We start from the raw sequence: 15,890 nt of genomic DNA, 5'->3' as shown, positions 1-15,890 counted from the left end.
GGGCGCCTCAGCTCAGGCCTCGGCCTCCGCCTTGATCTTCTCGAGGGTCTGGCGGATGCCTCCGCACAGTTCCGCGGTGAAGGGCTTCTGGCCACCGAGGACGGTCTTGGTGAGGACCTTCGACAGCTTCGAGATGCCGTCGGGCGCCTCGCGGCGCTCGGTGAGGCGGGTGCCGCCGGTGGCGGTCGGCTCCAGCTCGAAGGACCAGATGGTCCAGTTCTCGCGGATCCGGAACGCGAACTCGCCGACCGAGGAATCGGTGGGGGCGGTGAAGCGCACCACCTTGCCGTTCGTGGGCCAGCGCTTGATGCCCTGCCTGTTGAGGTTGCGGAAGGTCGCACCTTCCTTGACCACGCCACCCTTGACGGTCGACTTCACGACCTGGGGGCTGCGCTTGGACATCGCGGGAATGTCGGTGACCAGCGCCCAGACCTTGTCGGCGGGGGCGTCGATCTCGATGGAGTCTTCGAGGAGCTTTTCGATCGTGTCAGCCATGCCCGGAGGTTACCGGCTGGTAGGGGTCTGCGACATCCGTCCCAGGTAGGACATGGCCGGCCGCCCACCCACCCCGTCCCCGTTTCCGGACAGACCTGAAAGGGCAGGTACATCGCGTGACCGGCCCGGAGAAGATCTACCGACAGCTCGCCTCTGGCAACGTCACGACGCTGACCACGCTGTCAGCCGACCTTCACCTGGCCATTCTGAATGTCGACGGATGCATCGACCATGTCCGCTACGCCGCCAGCGTGCCCACCTGGGACAGCCCCGACGCGAGCACCCGCTTCAACATGAAGGCCTGGGCAGCGAACGCCGCAGCGCAGGTCGGCCTGGTCCGGTTGAACCGCGCCAAGCTGGGCGTGGACCGAGCGACCGCTGACTACGAGTGGATGGAGCTGCAGGCGACGCGGATCATCGAGTGGTGGCGAGACCACAAGGACAGCTACGTCTCGCCCCTGTTCTTCCTGCTCGCCCGGATCGACGTGATGACGAAGCTCGAAGAGGTCGCGACGACGTACGGCGGCCTGCTCGACAGTGCCCGTGACTTCTTCACCACCGACGGCTTCACCGACGAACAACTGGCGTGGCTCGAGAACGGCCTTGCGCGCTCATTGCGGTTCGACCTGGATGATCCGACGAGCATCGGTCCGGCGATCCCGGACACCCTGGCGACCGGGGACGACGACGGCATGATGATTCCGCAGGGTCTCGGCTACGACCCGGTGACCGGAAACCTCGTCCAGACCAGCTACGACTCCGGCGGCGACGGACGCGACGACGACCGGGCAACCCTCTCGCTCATCGATCCCGACACCGGCGAGGTGATCCGCTCGGTCGACCTCGGCGCTCCTGACGGCGGTGCCGCTCCGAGCCACGCTGGCGGCGTGTCGGTCCACGACGGCCAGGTCTACGTGTCGTCCTCGGGCAACCCGGGCCGCCTCTACCAGTACTCGATGGCAGACATCCTTGCCTCGGCGCCGGGGGATCCCGTAGCCGTGCAGGGCGAGCCGCAGGAAGTCGCCGCAGGTGCCTACTCGACCATCGACCGCGGCATCCTCTACGTCGGGACGTTCTCCGAGAAGGACACCGGCAAGCTCTACACCTACGAGAAGGACCCCGACACGGGGAAGTGGGTGCCGACCGGCGACGGGCCCTACGACGCGCCTCCGCGCACCCAGGGCATCGCGGTGACCGACGGCCACATCTTCTTCAGCACGTCCTTCAAGCGTGGGTTCGACAGTGAGCTGATCGCGGTCGACCGGGCCACCGGCCTCGAGGTCGGGTCCGAACGTCTGCCCAACATGGCCGAGGGCCTCGTCCTGCTCCCGGAAGGCATCGTCACCACCTACGAGTCGGGCTCGTCCAAGTACTCGCACCGGCCACCGAACACGCCTCCCCAGGACATGTGGGGATCCATGAACATGACCTTGACGCCGTACTCCGAGCTCGGTCTGACGAGCGGCGTCGTCGAAGTCGAGCCCACCACCCTCACCGAGGCGGCTTCGTCGTTTCGGGAGGCCGAGGCCGGAATCGACCGTACGAAGACCGAGATCGACCGACTCACCCTGCCTGCTCGCGCCCTCGGTGGCGTCCCGCAAGCGGCGACCTTCGCGACCGCCCTGGTCGGCCACCTCGACACCACCGCCGACTGGCTGGACGAGAGCCGGGTCACTGCGGACCTGACGGCGCAAGGGCTGGTCCAGTCCGCCCTCGACTACGAGAAGACCGACGACGGCGTCGCCGGTGACGTCCAGAACCTCCTGCGATTCCTCGGCACCCTCGGTTGATGGAGACTCACTGCATGGGAACCCGCAGTGGTCGTCGACCACGAGCCTTGCTGCTCTACGGCGGCGCGGCGTTGATCCTGGTGCTGCTCGTCGGTGTCGGGGTGTGGCTGATCCGCGACCCCAAGGACGGGCCACCGGTCGGGGATTGGTCGTCGGCGAAGGACCCGGTCGTGCCCGGGAAGACCAGCGTCTCCGGCAACGTGGTCACGCTTCCCGACGGCACCACGGTCGACGCGGGCCAGCCGATCGAGGTGTACGTCGTCGGCGGGGCCGGCGTCTACTTCCTGCCCGAGGATGACGACGAGCTGCACGTGGTGAGCGTGGACGGAGAGGTGTCGACCGTCGGCGCACACCCCTACCCCGACAGCCTTCACGTGTCGCCCGACGGTCGCCACCTCGCGTTCCTCGAAGCCGACCGGATGCCGTGGAAGCTGGTGGTGGTCGACCTCGTCGAGGGCGAGGAGATCGTTCGGAGCACCGACGGAATGGGACACGGTGTCGGCCTCGAGGAGCTCTACGCCGAGCTCGAGCCGGCAGTCCTCGGCCTCACCGATTCCACCGCGTACGTACTGACGATCGATGACGTCGTTGCCGTCGACCTGGTCTCCGCGGACAGGTCGGTGGTCGAGGACCGGGCCGAATCGGTCCTCGGCAAGCCCTGGTACGACGAGCTGGCGGCCACCGAGGACGTGCTGGGCCCCCAACGGCCGCCCCGCAGCGTGCCACGCACCTGACGAATCCGTCGTGGATCCGGCAAATTCACGACACGTTCGTCAGTGACGAGCCGCCCACCACTGCTGGAGAGCGGCGATCGCGTCCGCCTCGGCCATCGGGCCGTTGTCGAGGCGCTGCTCCATGAGGAACTTGTAGGCCTCGCCGACGTCGCGGCCGGGACCGATGCCGAGGATCTCCATGATCTGGTTGCCGTCGAGGTCCGGGCGGAGGGAGGCGAGCTCCTCCTCCTCGTTGAGCCGGTCGATGCGGGCTTCCAGGTCGTCGTACGTCCGGCTCAGGCGGTCGGCCTTGCGCTTGTTGCGGGTGGTGCAGTCGGCGCGGGTGAGCACGTGCAGGCGCTCGAGCTGGTCGCCGGCGTCGCGGACGTAGCGGCGTACGGCGGAGTCGGTCCACTCACCGGAGCCGTAGCCGTGGAAGCGCAGGTGCAGCTCGACCAGGTCGCCGACCGCTTCGATCTGGTCGTTGGAGAAGCGCAAGGCCTTCATCCGCTTGCGGGTCAGCTTGGCGCCGACGACGTCGTGGTGGTGGAAGGTGACCACCCCGTCGTCCTGGAAGCGCCGGGTCCTCGGCTTGCCGACGTCGTGCATGAGCGCGGCGAAGCGGGACACGAAGTCCGGAGCCGCAATACCGGCCCGCTCGGCCAGGCGCGGCTCGAGGTCGATGGCCTGCTCGAGCACGGTCAGGGTGTGGTCGTAGACGTCCTTGTGGCTGTGGTGCTCGTCGCGTTCGAGCTTGAGCGCGGGCAGCTCCGGCAGGACGTGCTCGGCCAGCCCGGTCTCCACGAGGAGCGACAGCCCCTGGCGGGGGTGGTCGGCGCAGATCAGCTTGACCAGCTCGTCGCGCACCCGCTCCGCGGAGACGATCTCGATCCGCTCAGCCATCTCGGTCATCGCCCGGACCACGTCCGGGTCGACCGTGAAACCGAGCTGGGAGGCGAAACGGGCGGCGCGCATCATCCGCAGCGGGTCGTCCGAGAAGGACTGCTCGGGGGTCCCCGGCGTGCGGAGCACCTGGTGCGCCAGGTCCAGCACGCCGCCGAACGGGTCCTCGATCACGCGGCCGGGCACCCGCACCGCCATGGCGTTGACGCTGAAGTCGCGGCGCCCCAGGTCACCGGCCAGCGTGTCGCCGTACTGCACCTCGGGCTTGCGGGAGTCGGCGTCGTACTCCTCGGAACGGTAGGTCGTCACCTCGACCACCCAGTCGCCCTTGCGGCAGCCGATGGTGCCGAAGTCGCGACCCATGTCCCACCACGCGTCGCCCCAGGCGCGCAACAGCTTCTCGGTCTGCTCGGGTCGCGCCGAGGTCGCGAAGTCGAGGTCGTTGGAACGACGTCCCAGCATCGCGTCCCGCACCGGCCCGCCGACGAGGGCCAGCTCGTGCCCGGCCGCTTCGAAGAGGCGGCCGAGGTCGTCGATCACCGGTGCGATCCGGTCCAGCTCGGCCGTGACGGCCGCCTGTACGTCGACCAGCCGCAGCGGGGCAGCGGGCCCCTGACCTTCGTGGGCGTCAGCGGGGTCGGTCACGGCGCAGGAGTCTAGGCGCTGCGGGCGCTGACCCCTTCCTCGCCGTGGGGTCCGCTGGCACGCCGGGTGCCCCCACTACCCTCGGAACGTGGTCGTCCGTCGTTCTCCCCTGCGCTCCCTCGCGGGTGGACTGACCGGACTGGTCCTCACCGCGAGCGTCCTGGGCGGTCCCGCGGCCAGCGCCGACGACACCACCGTCCCGGCGTACGACGCCCCCACCGCCACCCCATCCGTGGCGACGACGCCCGACGATGACGGCGACGACGCGCCACTGGCGATCACCATCGACCAGCTGACGCCGGGGGCGCTGCCGCGCTCGGGGCCGCTCGTCGTGCGCGGCACGATCACCAACGTCGGCCTCGAGACCTGGACGGACGTCAGCCTCTACCCGATGTTCGGCTCCGGGCCCGACTGCACGATCTGCGCGAGCGTGATGACCACGTCCGCCGAGCTGGAGGTCGCCGCCGACCAGGACGCCGAGGCCCCGGTCGGCGACCGGATGACCGCGGTCCAGGCACAGGTGGCCGCTCTCGTGCCGGGCCAGGTGGCGACGTACACGCTGCGGATACCCCAGGCCGCACTGCGGACGCGGTTCCCCTCCCCGAGCGCCGGTGTCTACTGGTTCGGGGTGCACGCCCTGGGCGCGAGCCCGAGCACGCCACGCGACCTGGTGGCCGACGGCCGCGCGCGCACCTTCCTGCCCTACGTGCCACGGGGTGTCGACGGAACCGTCGAGACCGCCGTGGTGATGCCGTTGCGGGCCCCGGTCACGCACGCCACGGACGGGTCCCTCAGCCGTACGGCGGCCTGGCAGCAGGCCCTCACCCTCGACGGCCCCCTCGGAGGACCGCTGGCCTTCGGCGCGGCCAGTGGGCTCAACCCGGTGACGTGGCTGGTCGATCCCGCCGTGCTCGACGCCGTGCGCCAGCTCGCACGGCGCAACCTGCCGCGCGACGTCGCTCCGGCCCCCGATCCCGAGGACCCCTCGCCGAGCGATGAACCGTCCGAGGACGAGGAGTCCGACGAGGGCGCGGCCGACGAGCCCGGACTGGCCGCCGACCACCCGCTCGTGAGCGCGGCGACCTCGTGGCTGCTGCAGGCCAAGGCGGTGCTCCCCGGCGACACGGTCGCCGCCCTGCCGTACGGCGACCCGGACCTCTCGGCCGCGGCCCGTCACCTGCCGAGCCTCTACGGCACCGCTCGCGCCCACGCCAGCGCCGAGCTCGACGACTGGGGCGTGGAACCGCTGTCCGCGGTCACCGGCCCCGACGGGTACCTCAGCGCGGCCGGCATCGAGACCGTCGACGACGGAGCCGTGGTGCTGCTCGGCGACCAGGTGTTCCCGACCGAGAGCTTCTCCGACCGGCCCCCTTCCGACGGCCTGATCGGCGAGCGCCCGGTCGTGGTGACCGCGACGACGGCAGCGACCGGCGGGCCCGGCCCGGACCCGGTGACCGCTGCGGTGGCCCTGCGCCAGCGGATCCTGAGCGAAGCCGCGATCCGGTTGGTGACGGCGAAGGACCAGGTCCCTGAACCCCTCGTCGTGGTGCTGCCCGAGACCGTCACGGCCAACGACGCCGCCGCCTTCTGGGAGGGTCTCGCCGTCCCCTGGCTCGACCTGACCAGCCTGCGCGAGATGGTCGCCGCGGCGCAGCCGACCGAAGGCCCCGGGACCGACGCCCGGCAGATCGACGCGGGCGCGCTCTCCTACCCGAAGGCGCAGACCAAGGACGAGGTCAGCTCCAGCGTCCTGATCGAGGCAGGCCAGCTGATCCGGGCTGCCCGCTCCTTCCAGGCCATCCTCGGTGAGGACTACGACATCGGCGAGGAGCTGGTCGCGGAGGCGCTCGCCGGGACGTCGTACGCCCTGCGCGGCGACACCGAGGCCTCTGCCCGGCTGACCCGGACCCGGCAGTGGATCGAGGACCAGCTCGGCCAGGTCACCATCGACGCCCCGAACGGCGTCACCCTGTCCGGCACGTCTGGCGGCTTCAGCGTCTCGGTCCGCAACGCGCTGCCCTACCCCGTGACCATCAACGTCGCGGCCAGCACCGACCAGAGCGCGAGGATCGGCGTCGCCAACCCGGTCCGGCTCGCCGCGAACAGCCGTACGTCGGTCCCGATCACCGCGGACATGTCGCGCACCGGCGTCCACAACGTCACCCTCCGGGTGACCGACCCCGACGGCGTCGCGATCGGTGCGGACGACGCGCTGCCGCTGCGCTCGGGCCAGGTCGGTGTCGTCATCTGGATCATCATCGGCACCGGCGCCGCGATCCTGTTCCTGGCGATCGGGATCCGGTTGGTGCGCCGGTTCCGGAGGCACGCCGGGCAGGACCCGGAGCAGGACGCCGAGCAGGACGCCGAGGCCCTCGAGGCAACGTCATGAGCAGGCCATGAGCGAGGCCCCCGCAGGCACCGGTTCCACCGAGCAGAAGCGGATCCTCGCCAACACCGCCGTGATGGCGGCCGGAACCGTCGTGTCGCGGTTCAGCGGCTTCATCCGTTCCACCCTGCTGGCGGCGGCGCTCGGCGTCACGCTGCACGCCGACATCTTCACCATCGCCAACACCGTCCCGAACATGCTCTACATCCTGATCGCGGGCGGGGTCTTCAACGCCGTCCTCGTCCCGCAGCTGGTGCGGGCGATGAAGAACGACACCGACGGCGGTGCGGCGTACGTCGACCGGGTGATGACGCTCGCGATCTGCTTCCTCGCCACCGTCACGGTGCTGCTGGTCGTGGCCGCACCGTGGGTCATGCAGGTGATGCTGAACAACGACTACAACGAGCCGGCACTGGCCACCCAGCGCCAGTCCGCCATCGACTTCGCCCGCTTCTGCCTGCCGCAGGTCTTCTTCTACGGGATGTTCGCGCTGGTCGGCCAGATCCTGAACGCCCGCGGGAAGTTCGGCCCGATGATGTGGGCGCCGATCGCCAACAACATCATCTCGATCGCGGTGCTGGTGACCTACCTGGTGGTGTTCGGCGCGGCGACGCTGACCGAGCAGCAGGGCGCGTTCACGCCCCGTCAGGAGCTGCTCCTCGGCGTCGGTTCCACCCTCGGCATCGCCGCGCAGCTGCTGGTCCTGGTGCCCTACCTGCGGGCCGCCGGCGTGCGCTATCGGCCACGCTTCGACTTCCGTGGCGTGGGCCTGGGCCAGACCTTCCGGCTGGCGGTCTGGACCGTGCTGTTCGTCGTCGTCAACCAGATCGCGTACGTCGTCGTCGTGCGTCTCGCGTCCGGGGGCACGGCCTCGTCGGCCGAGGGCACCGGTATCACCATCTACTCCAGTGTGATGCTCGCGGTGATGGTGCCGCACTCGGTCATCACGGTCTCGCTCGCGACCGCGATCCTGCCCCGCCTCTCGGCCTCCGCCGCGCGGGGCGACCTCGCCGCGCTGGGTGCCACGCTCGGCAGCACGCTGCGCACGGCGCTCGTGGTCGTCGTACCGTTTGCGGCCCTGCTGCCGGCCCTCGCGCTGCCCCTGGCGACGGTGCTGTGGGGACACGGTGCGACCGCAGGGCAGGCCGGAAGGTTCGAGCCGTCGATGGTGCTGTTCGGGCTGGGCGTCGTGGCCTTCACGGTGCACTACCTGGTGCTGCGCGGGTTCTACGCGCTCGAGCGCAACCGCACCGTCTTCTTCGTGCAGTGCGCGATCGCAGCGACCAACATCGCCCTCGCCACGGTGCTGGTCAGCTTGGTCGACGACGACCACACCGCGCCCATGCTGGTCGTGGCCTACACCGGCGCCTACACCGTCGGCGCCACGATCTCGACCATCGTGCTGCTCCGGCTGCTCGGTTCCGGTGAAGACGCGGCGCCCCGCCCGGTCCGGGCCTGGGCCGGGTTCGTGCTGCGCCTGCTCCTCGCCGCCGCGGTCGTGCTGGGCGTGGGCCTGTTCCTCGACCTCGTGGTCACCGACACGATCGCCGAGGTCGTCTCCCGTCCCCACTGGAGCTGGTCGGTCCTGGAGGCGGCGATCGTGACCGCGGGGGCGGGCGGTGCCTTCCTCGCGGCGGCTCAGCTGCTCCGCCTGGACGAGGTGACCTCGGTGGTCTCCACGATCACCGCGCGGTTCCGGCGCAGGTGACCTTGACGGTCTCCTAGGATGGCAAACGATCAGAGAGGGACTGGGGTGGCGACGTCGACGCGGTCGGGGGATGTGCTCGCCGGCCGCTACCGGTTGATCGACCTGCTGAGCGAGACGGGCGGCGGGCGATTCTGGCGTGCCCGCGACGCCGTCCTCGAACGCTTCGTCGCCCTGCACGTCATCGCCGAGGACGACCCCCGCGCACCCGGGCTCGTCGAGGCCGCTCGTACGTCGGCATCCGTGCTCGACCCGCGGATCCTGCGCGTGCTCGACGCCGAGCAGGAGGCCGGGCGCTGCTTCGTCGTCAACGAGTGGGGCACCGGGATCTCCCTCGACATCCTGGTCACCAACGTCGGCCCGCTCGGCCCGCGCCGGGCTGCCTGGCTGGTCGCTGATGTCGCGTCGGCCATCGCCCGGGCCCACGCCGCGGGCGTCACGCACGGCCGGCTGAACCCCGAGAACATCCTGATCGACCGCTACGGCTCGGTCCGGATCATCGGCATGTGCGTCGATGCGGCCCTGCACGGCCTGCCGCCCGGTGAGGTCCGCGGCGACCTCGAGGACCTCGGTGGACTCCTCTACTGCGCACTGACCGCCACCTGGCCAGGGCCGTCCGGATCAATCGTGCCCGCAGCGCCCCGGGAGAACGACGCCTTCCTCAGCCCGCGCCAGGTCCGCGCCGGCGTGCCCAAGCCGCTGGACCTGCTCTGGCGCGAGTTCGACTGCACCCAGGACCACGGCCGCCGGCGCCGGCTCGGCTCCGACCACCCCGACGTCACCACCGCCCAGGGCATCGCGGCGGAGCTGCTCGCGTTCGTCGGGGACCCGGCAGGGATGCCGGACGCGCTGGCGCAGTCCATCCCGCCGATCAACGAGCTGCGCCCCATCTGGCTCCCCGCGGTCCTCGATCCGCTGCCCCACGACGCCTCGCAGGACGACCTGCCGGTGGTGCCGCCCGAGCCGGAGCCGACGGCACCCATCGTGCTCGAGGTCGACGAACGGACCCAGGAGCGCGAGGACGCCCGCCCGGCACCGGAGGAGCCCGCGGAGCCGGAGGAGCCGCCCATCCCGCTCGTGTCCGAGCTCCCCACTGAGGCCGGCATCCCGCTCTTCGGTGGTGACGACGACGACGTCCAGTGGCTGCGGACCCGCAGCACGCCGCCTCCGCCCCCGCCGCCGTTCGAGGACCCGCCCGAACGCCCGCTCTTCGCGCCCGACTCACCTGACGGTCCCTCCGTACGACGCCAGCCACCTGACGCCGTACCCCTGACCGGTCCGCATCCGGGCGATCCCGGCGAGGACGGTGTCCGACCCCACGGCTACTGGCCCTGGGACCCCAGCGGCGCGCCCGCCGCGGACTCCTCCGACACGACCGAGGCCGAGCCGGTGCCGGGCCGCAACTGGCTGCGCCTGGCGATGGTGGTCGCGCTCGCCGTGCTCCTGCTGGTGGCCGTCGCGATCGCCTTCAACCTCGGCCGCGGCCGTACGGCGCTGGGCGGCGACCCGGACCCGGACCCGAGCCAGCCGTCGAGCCCCGAGGCCAGCGAGGCTCCGGTCATCACCGGGGTGCGCCCGACCGACTTCGACCCGCTCGGCGAGGACGGCGAGAACCCCGACGGCCTGCCGAACCTGTTCGACGGCAACAACGCCACCAGCTGGAACACCGCGACCTACAAGGACCAGTTCGGGCCGCCGCTCGGGCTCAAGACAGGCGTCGGGCTGATCCTCGACCTGGGCCGCAAGCGCGACGTCAGCACCGTCGACCTCCGTCTCGCCGAGGGCTCCGGGACCGTCCAGCTCTACGCGTACGACACGCTTCCGGAGGACGCGCCCACGGGGACGCCGGTCGCCACGGACACCGGGTCGGGGCGGCTCACCCTGGCTCCCGCAGCCGAGGGCGTGGCGGCCACGCCGCTCACGGGCCGCTACCTTGTGCTCTGGTTGACGGTGTTGCCCGAAGTCGCTGGAGACTTCCGGGCCGAGATCTCTGAGGTGGTGGTCCGTGGAGAGTGAGCCCCGCGAGCTCCCCGACTCCGAGCTCCCGGACTCCGACCTCCTCGCCGCCCACGTCGCCGGTGACGCCGAGGCGTTCGGCATCCTCTTCGCCCGGCACCGCGACCGGCTGTGGGCGGTGGCCCTGCGCACCTGCAGCGACCCCGAGACCGCGGCCGACGGGCTCCAGGAGGGCGTGATCGCGGCCTTCCGCCGGGCGTCGTCGTACCGCGGCGACGCCCAGGTCACCACCTGGCTGCACCGCATCGTCGTGAACGCCTGCCTCGACCGGCTCCGCTCGGCGAAGGTACGACGGGCAGAATCCCTGCCCGAGAACCTGGACGAGCAGGCGAGCAGTGCCCACACCACCGTCGGCGACAGCATCGACCCGGCCGAGGCCAGCGTCGCGCTCGAGCGCCGCGACCGGGTCCGCGCCGCCCTGGCGACGCTTCCCGTCGAGCAGCGGGCGGCCGTGGTGCTCGTCGACATGGAGGGCTACCCCGTCGCGGAGGTCGCCCGGATCCTCGACTGCGCCGAGGGCACGGTGAAGAGTCGCTGCTCCAGGGGTCGCGCCCGCCTCGCCGGGCTGCTGGCCGACGTGCTCCACGACGGTGAGGACGCCGCTGTGGTGGCACCTGCCGCCGCGCGCGACGCCGTACCCGGGAACCCTGCGGCGGACCCGCACGTCGGACCTCTGGCGACACGTGGGCCTCCCCCGGCCGGCGCGCCGACCACCGACTGACTCCGCCCGACACCCACCGACACCCACCGGGACCGGCCGGCGTCCGATTGCCAGGGGACCTGATGACTGACCCGCTCGAACCGATCGACCCGGCTGCCACCGACGGCACCGACAGCACCGACAGCGCTGACGGCACCGACGAGAGCGCCAGCGCCGATGCGCCGCTCACGCCTGCCCAGGACGCCGCCGTACGACGCGCGCTCGCCGACGCCGGCGGTCCGGAGCCGATGCCGGAGGAGATCGCGGCCCGGCTCGATGCCGTGATCACCTCGCTGGCCGCCGACCGCGGGATCACACCGGACATCTCCCACCCCGAGGACCACCGGGTGCTCCCCCTGGACCCGTTCGCCCGGCACCGGCGGGTGCGCGCCCGGTTCCTGCTCGCTGCGGCGGCGGTGGTCGTTGCGGGGGCTGTCGGGGCGGGCGTCATCAGCGACCGCGATGGCAGCGGTGACGCGTCGACCGCAGCCGACCAGATGTCCGACGACGACCCGGCCCGCAGCGACGCCGGCGCCCTGGCCGAGTCACCGTCGTCCGTGGAGGACAAGGCCGGCGAAGCGACGCCCGACCAGGAGGCTGCGCCCGAGGTTCCCCCCGGGCTCGGTGTCGAGCCCCGGCGCATCGTGACCGACGAACCGCTGCGCGAGGTGCGCCCCGACCGGCTCCGCGAGGACCTCGTCGCGCTCCAGCACATCACGTTGCCCCACCCGGCGGCCGCCGACTACACCGGCGCGACGCTCACCGCACCGAAGGACTTCATGTGCGAGCCGGCCGACTTCGGCCTCGGCTACCTCGTCGGCGTCCTGTACGACGGCAAGCCAGCCGTCGTGGCCTTCCGCGAGCGCGTGGGCCAGACCCAGGCAGCCGAGGTGCTCGCGTGCGGGACCGGTGACGTCCTGCACTCGACCACGCTGCCTGCCACCGGCTGAGGCCAGCATCGCCCTGGGGAATCCGGGCGCCTACGATCTGGTTGCACCATCGAGTCAATCGTCGTAGCAGCCTGTCCGATCAACCTGGGGAGTTCCATGTCCACCGCCGCCACCTCCGAGACGCGCAACGTCATCGTGATCGGGTCCGGGCCCTCCGGCTACACCGCGGCCATCTACGCCGCCCGCGCCCAGCTCGCCCCCCTGGTCTTCGAGGGCTCCGTGACCGCTGGTGGTGCGTTGATGAACACCACCGAGGTCGAGAACTTCCCCGGTTTCCGCGACGGCATCCAGGGCCCGGCCCTGATGGACGAGATGCGCGCCCAGGCCGAGCGCTTCGGCGCCGAGCTGATCGCCGACGACGTCATCGAGGTCGACCTCACCGGTGACATCAAGATCGTCAAGACCGCCGACGCGACGTACACCGCCCGCTCGGTGATCCTGTCCACCGGCTCGGGCTACCGCCACCTGGACCTGCCCAACGAGGAGAAGCTGTCCGGTCGCGGCGTCTCCTACTGCGCCACCTGCGACGGGTTCTTCTTCCGCGAGCAGCACATCGCCGTGGTCGGCGGTGGCGACTCCGCCGTCGAGGAGGCCACCTTCCTGACCCGCTTCGGCTCCAAGGTCTCCCTCATCGTGCGCCGCGACGAGCTGCGCGCCTCCAAGATCATGCAGGAGCGGGCCTTCGCCGACCCGAAGCTCGAGATCATCTGGAACTCCGCGGTCGAGACGATCAACGGCGAGGAGTCGCTGGAGTCGTTGACCCTCAAGGACACCGTGACCGGCGAGCTCAGCGAGCTGCCCGCGACCGGCCTGTTCATCGCGATCGGCCACGAGCCCCGCTCGGAGCTGCTGGTCGGGCAGGTCGACCTCGACGACAACGGCTACGTCCTGGTCAAGCCGGGCTCCACGGCCACCAACATCGACGGTGTCTTCGCCGCCGGTGACCTGGTGGACCACGTCTACCGCCAGGCCATCACCGCCGCGGGCACCGGCTGCGCCGCTGCGCTGGACGCCGAGCGGTACATCGGCTTCCTCGACCACGCCGCCGCAACCGCCGGGAATGTTCCCGCGCAGGCGTAGGTTCTCCCCTCAGACGTTCCGTTCAAGATTCACCATACTTTCGAAGGAGCCCTCGTGGCCGACAACATCTCCGCTGTGACCGACGCCGAGTTCGACGCTCAGGTCCTCAAGTCCGACAAGCCTGTCCTCGTGGACTTCTGGGCCGAATGGTGCGGCCCGTGCCGCCAGGTCGCCCCGATCCTCGACGAGATCGCCGGTGCCCACGGTGACAAGATCACCTTCTACAAGCTGAACGTCGACGAGAACCCGGTCACCCCGGCCTCGTACCGCGTCACCGGCATCCCGACGATCAACGTCTACCAGGGTGGCGAGGTCGTCAAGACGATCGTCGGCGCCCGCCCGAAGGCCGCGATCCTCAAGGAGCTCGCCGACTTCATTGACGCCTGACTGCTTCATCGGCCGAGCGTGTCTCCGGCGTAGATCCGGGGCAGCAAGCTGCCCGTCGACGCCTCCCGCCACGCTGCCGGCACGGTCGTCGAGTAGCCGCGAGGTACGAGCGGCGTATCGAGACGCACCGCAGCAGCCCCCGGGACTCAACCCCGGGGGCTTCCTGTTTCCCGTGAAACAGGCGTCGGCGCCTGCTTCGGCCGTCGTACGGCGCCCACGATCCGCTCCCACGCGGCCTCCACCTCGCCGCGCCAGGTGACCAGGGACCGCATCTCCATCCGCATCCGGGGCGTGCGCGGGTGCGCCCGATGGGTCTTGAAGCCCACCCGGGCCAGGAATTCGGCCGGTACGACGCAGTTGACGCTCGTACCGACGCCCGGAAAGGCCCGACCGGTGCTGGCAAACGCCTCCACAGCGCGGATGTCGTCGCGAACGACGAGGTCGCGGGCCATGCCCTGCACCAGGAGCCGTCCCACACCGGCGCCGGTGTACTCCGGGCGGACCCAGGCCGTGGTGAGCAGCACGGCGTCGGCGGAGACCGGTGCGGTCGGGAACGCGGCAACACCGGGCACGAAGGCCGGCGGGGCGTAGATCAGGTAGCCGACCGGTTCACCGTCGACCAGCGCGACTCGTCCGCACGATCCCCATTCGCGCAGCACCTCGGAGATCCAGGTCTCCTTCTCCCGCGCCCACTCGGCGGTCGCGATGGCGTCCCGGTGCACCGGCTCGCGCTCCCAGAACAGGCAGTTGCGGCACGGCGCGTCGAGGACCTCGAGCAGGTCGAGCGTCAGTGGAACCGTCGTACGCGCCATCGCAGTCCTCTCGGGCGCTCCGAAGCGGGGGTGCTGTCGATGGTAGTCCCGAAATCCGGTGGCACGGACCTGCGAGAATGCGCAGGTGCGCAAGATCCGCCAGAGCCAGAAGCTTCGCAATGTCCGGTACGACGTCCGGGGACCCATCCTCGTCGAGGCCCAGCGCCTCGAGGCCGAGGGCCACCGGATCCTCAAGCTCAACATCGGCAACCCGGCACCGTTCGGGTTCGAGGCTCCGGAGGCGATCCTCGCCGACGTGATCCACCACCTGCCGGAGGCGCAGGGCTACAGCGACTCGCGCGGCATCTACTCCGCCCGCACCGCCGTGGCGCAGTACTACCAGTCGCGCGGCCTCAAGGACACCGACGTCGAGGACGTCTTCATCGGCAACGGCGTCTCCGAGCTGATCTCGATGGTGCTCCAGGCGTTCATCGACGACGGCAACGAGATCCTGGTGCCGGCGCCCGACTACCCCCTGTGGACCGGCGCCGTGTCCCTGTCCGGTGGCAAGCCCGTGCACTACAAGTGCGACGAGGCCAACGACTGGATGCCGGACCTGGCCGACATCGAGTCGAAGATCACCGAGAACACCCACGCCCTGGTCATCATCAACCCCAACAACCCCACGGGTGCGGTCTACAGCAAGGACATGGTCGCCAAGCTCGTCGACATCGCGCGTCGCCACGATCTCGTGGTCTTCGCCGACGAGATCTACGAGAAGATCCTGTTCGACGACGCGGTCCACCACCACGCGGCCGAGGCGGCCGGCTCCGACGTGCTCTGCCTGACCTTCAGCGGGCTCTCGAAGGCCTACCGGGTCTGCGGCTACCGCGCCGGCTGGGTGATGATCTCGGGGCCCAAGGAGATCGCCGAGGAGTTCCTCGAGGGCCTCACCCTGATCGCGAACATGCGCATGTGCGCCAACGTGCCCGCCCAGCACGCGATCCAGACCGCCCTGGGCGGCTACCAGTCGATCAACGAGCTGATCGTGCCCGGTGGGCGCTTCTACGAGCAGTCGATGCTCGCCGACCGGCTCCTGAACGAGATTCCCGGTGTCTCCTCGGTCCGACCCCGCGGGGCCCTGTACTGCTTCCCGCGCCTGGATCCCGAGGTCTACCCGATCGACGACGACGAGCAGTTCGTCATCGACCTGCTGCGGGCGAAGAAGATCCTGGTCACCCACGGCTCGGGCTTCAACTGGCCCGCACCCGACCACTTCCGCCTCGTGACGCTCCCCGACGTCGACGTGCTCGAAGAGGCCATTGGCCGGATCGCGGAATTCCTCGCCACACGACGCTGACAGACTGG

The 15,890-nt window shown here is 70.6% G+C and carries 13 protein-coding genes; 10 read left to right on the top strand and 3 right to left on the bottom strand.

The window, feature by feature from the left end; all coding sequences use genetic code 11:
- Positions 1-12 precede the first annotated feature (12 nt).
- Positions 13-495 carry an SRPBCC family protein gene (locus ASD84_RS11745; protein WP_056710226.1) on the bottom strand — a complete coding sequence of 161 codons (483 nt, stop codon included), beginning with the start codon at positions 493-495 and terminating at the stop codon, positions 13-15.
- A gap of 116 nt (positions 496-611) precedes the next feature.
- Here ASD84_RS11745 and ASD84_RS11740 point away from each other — a divergent pair, with 116 nt between their 5' ends.
- Complete coding sequence (locus ASD84_RS11740) at positions 612-2,285, top strand: PQQ-binding-like beta-propeller repeat protein (protein WP_056710224.1); 1,674 nt, start codon at positions 612-614, stop codon at positions 2,283-2,285.
- A 14-nt stretch (positions 2,286-2,299) separates the two neighbouring features.
- On the top strand, positions 2,300-3,019 hold the full coding sequence (locus ASD84_RS11735) for a hypothetical protein (protein ID WP_156391791.1): 720 nt from the start codon (positions 2,300-2,302) through the stop codon (positions 3,017-3,019).
- Positions 3,020-3,058: 39 nt separating this feature from the next.
- Here ASD84_RS11735 and ASD84_RS11730 read toward each other — a convergent pair whose 3' ends face one another.
- Entirely contained in the window at positions 3,059-4,498 is a 1,440-nt protein-coding gene (locus tag ASD84_RS11730; RefSeq protein ID WP_056710974.1) for a CCA tRNA nucleotidyltransferase, read from the bottom strand.
- Between the two features lie 136 nt (positions 4,499-4,634).
- Between ASD84_RS11730 and ASD84_RS11725 the strand changes: the two genes are divergently transcribed.
- From ASD84_RS11725 to trxA, 7 genes are all read left to right on the top strand, one after another.
- Entirely contained in the window at positions 4,635-6,935 is a 2,301-nt protein-coding gene (locus tag ASD84_RS11725) for a DUF6049 family protein (RefSeq protein WP_056710219.1), read from the top strand.
- Positions 6,936-6,942: 7 nt separating this feature from the next.
- The gene (murJ, locus tag ASD84_RS11720) at positions 6,943-8,640 is read left to right on the top strand and encodes a murein biosynthesis integral membrane protein MurJ (protein WP_056710217.1); all 1,698 of its coding nucleotides are present in this window, start codon (positions 6,943-6,945) and stop codon (positions 8,638-8,640) included.
- Between the two features lie 45 nt (positions 8,641-8,685).
- On the top strand, positions 8,686-10,653 hold the full coding sequence (locus ASD84_RS11715; protein WP_056710215.1) for a protein kinase family protein: 1,968 nt from the start codon (positions 8,686-8,688) through the stop codon (positions 10,651-10,653).
- Positions 10,643-11,374 carry an RNA polymerase sigma factor SigM gene (sigM, locus tag ASD84_RS11710; RefSeq protein ID WP_200954495.1) on the top strand — a complete coding sequence of 244 codons (732 nt, stop codon included), beginning with the start codon at positions 10,643-10,645 and terminating at the stop codon, positions 11,372-11,374. The genes ASD84_RS11715 and sigM overlap by 11 nt, the downstream gene beginning before the upstream one ends.
- Before the next feature lie 62 nt (positions 11,375-11,436).
- Entirely contained in the window at positions 11,437-12,303 is an 867-nt protein-coding gene (locus ASD84_RS24750; RefSeq protein WP_082573312.1) for a hypothetical protein, read from the top strand.
- Positions 12,304-12,399: 96 nt separating this feature from the next.
- A complete protein-coding gene (trxB, locus tag ASD84_RS11705) occupies positions 12,400-13,383 on the top strand; it encodes a thioredoxin-disulfide reductase (protein WP_056710213.1) in 984 nt (327 codons plus the stop codon).
- A gap of 54 nt (positions 13,384-13,437) precedes the next feature.
- Entirely contained in the window at positions 13,438-13,770 is a 333-nt protein-coding gene (gene trxA / locus ASD84_RS11700) for a thioredoxin (RefSeq protein WP_056710211.1), read from the top strand.
- Positions 13,771-13,916: 146 nt separating this feature from the next.
- Here trxA and ASD84_RS11695 read toward each other — a convergent pair whose 3' ends face one another.
- Positions 13,917-14,582, bottom strand: coding sequence for a GNAT family N-acetyltransferase (locus ASD84_RS11695; protein WP_056710209.1), 666 nt, complete (start codon positions 14,580-14,582; stop codon positions 13,917-13,919).
- 85 nt (positions 14,583-14,667) lie between these two features.
- Between ASD84_RS11695 and ASD84_RS11690 the strand changes: the two genes are divergently transcribed.
- Positions 14,668-15,882, top strand: a complete 1,215-nt coding sequence (locus ASD84_RS11690) for a pyridoxal phosphate-dependent aminotransferase (RefSeq protein ID WP_056710972.1) — start codon at positions 14,668-14,670, stop codon at positions 15,880-15,882.
- Positions 15,883-15,890: the final 8 nt, after the last annotated feature.

It is taken from the genome of Nocardioides sp. Root682, from assembly GCF_001427795.1.
Lineage (GTDB): Bacteria > Actinomycetota > Actinomycetes > Propionibacteriales > Nocardioidaceae > Nocardioides.
Note: the sequence above shows the minus strand (reverse complement) of the source record. Positions and strands in the feature narration are given on the sequence as shown.

Coding starts and splice junctions, on each gene's coding strand:
- ASD84_RS11745 (WP_056710226.1), bottom strand. CDS start 495: ATGGCTGACACGATCGAAAAGCTCCTCGAAGACTCCATCGAGATCGAC.
- ASD84_RS11735 (WP_156391791.1), top strand. CDS start 2,300: ATGGGAACCCGCAGTGGTCGTCGACCACGAGCCTTGCTGCTCTACGGC.
- murJ (WP_056710217.1), top strand. CDS start 6,943: ATGAGCGAGGCCCCCGCAGGCACCGGTTCCACCGAGCAGAAGCGGATC.
- ASD84_RS24750 (WP_082573312.1), top strand. CDS start 11,437: ATGACTGACCCGCTCGAACCGATCGACCCGGCTGCCACCGACGGCACC.
- trxB (WP_056710213.1), top strand. CDS start 12,400: ATGTCCACCGCCGCCACCTCCGAGACGCGCAACGTCATCGTGATCGGG.
- ASD84_RS11695 (WP_056710209.1), bottom strand. CDS start 14,582: ATGGCGCGTACGACGGTTCCACTGACGCTCGACCTGCTCGAGGTCCTC.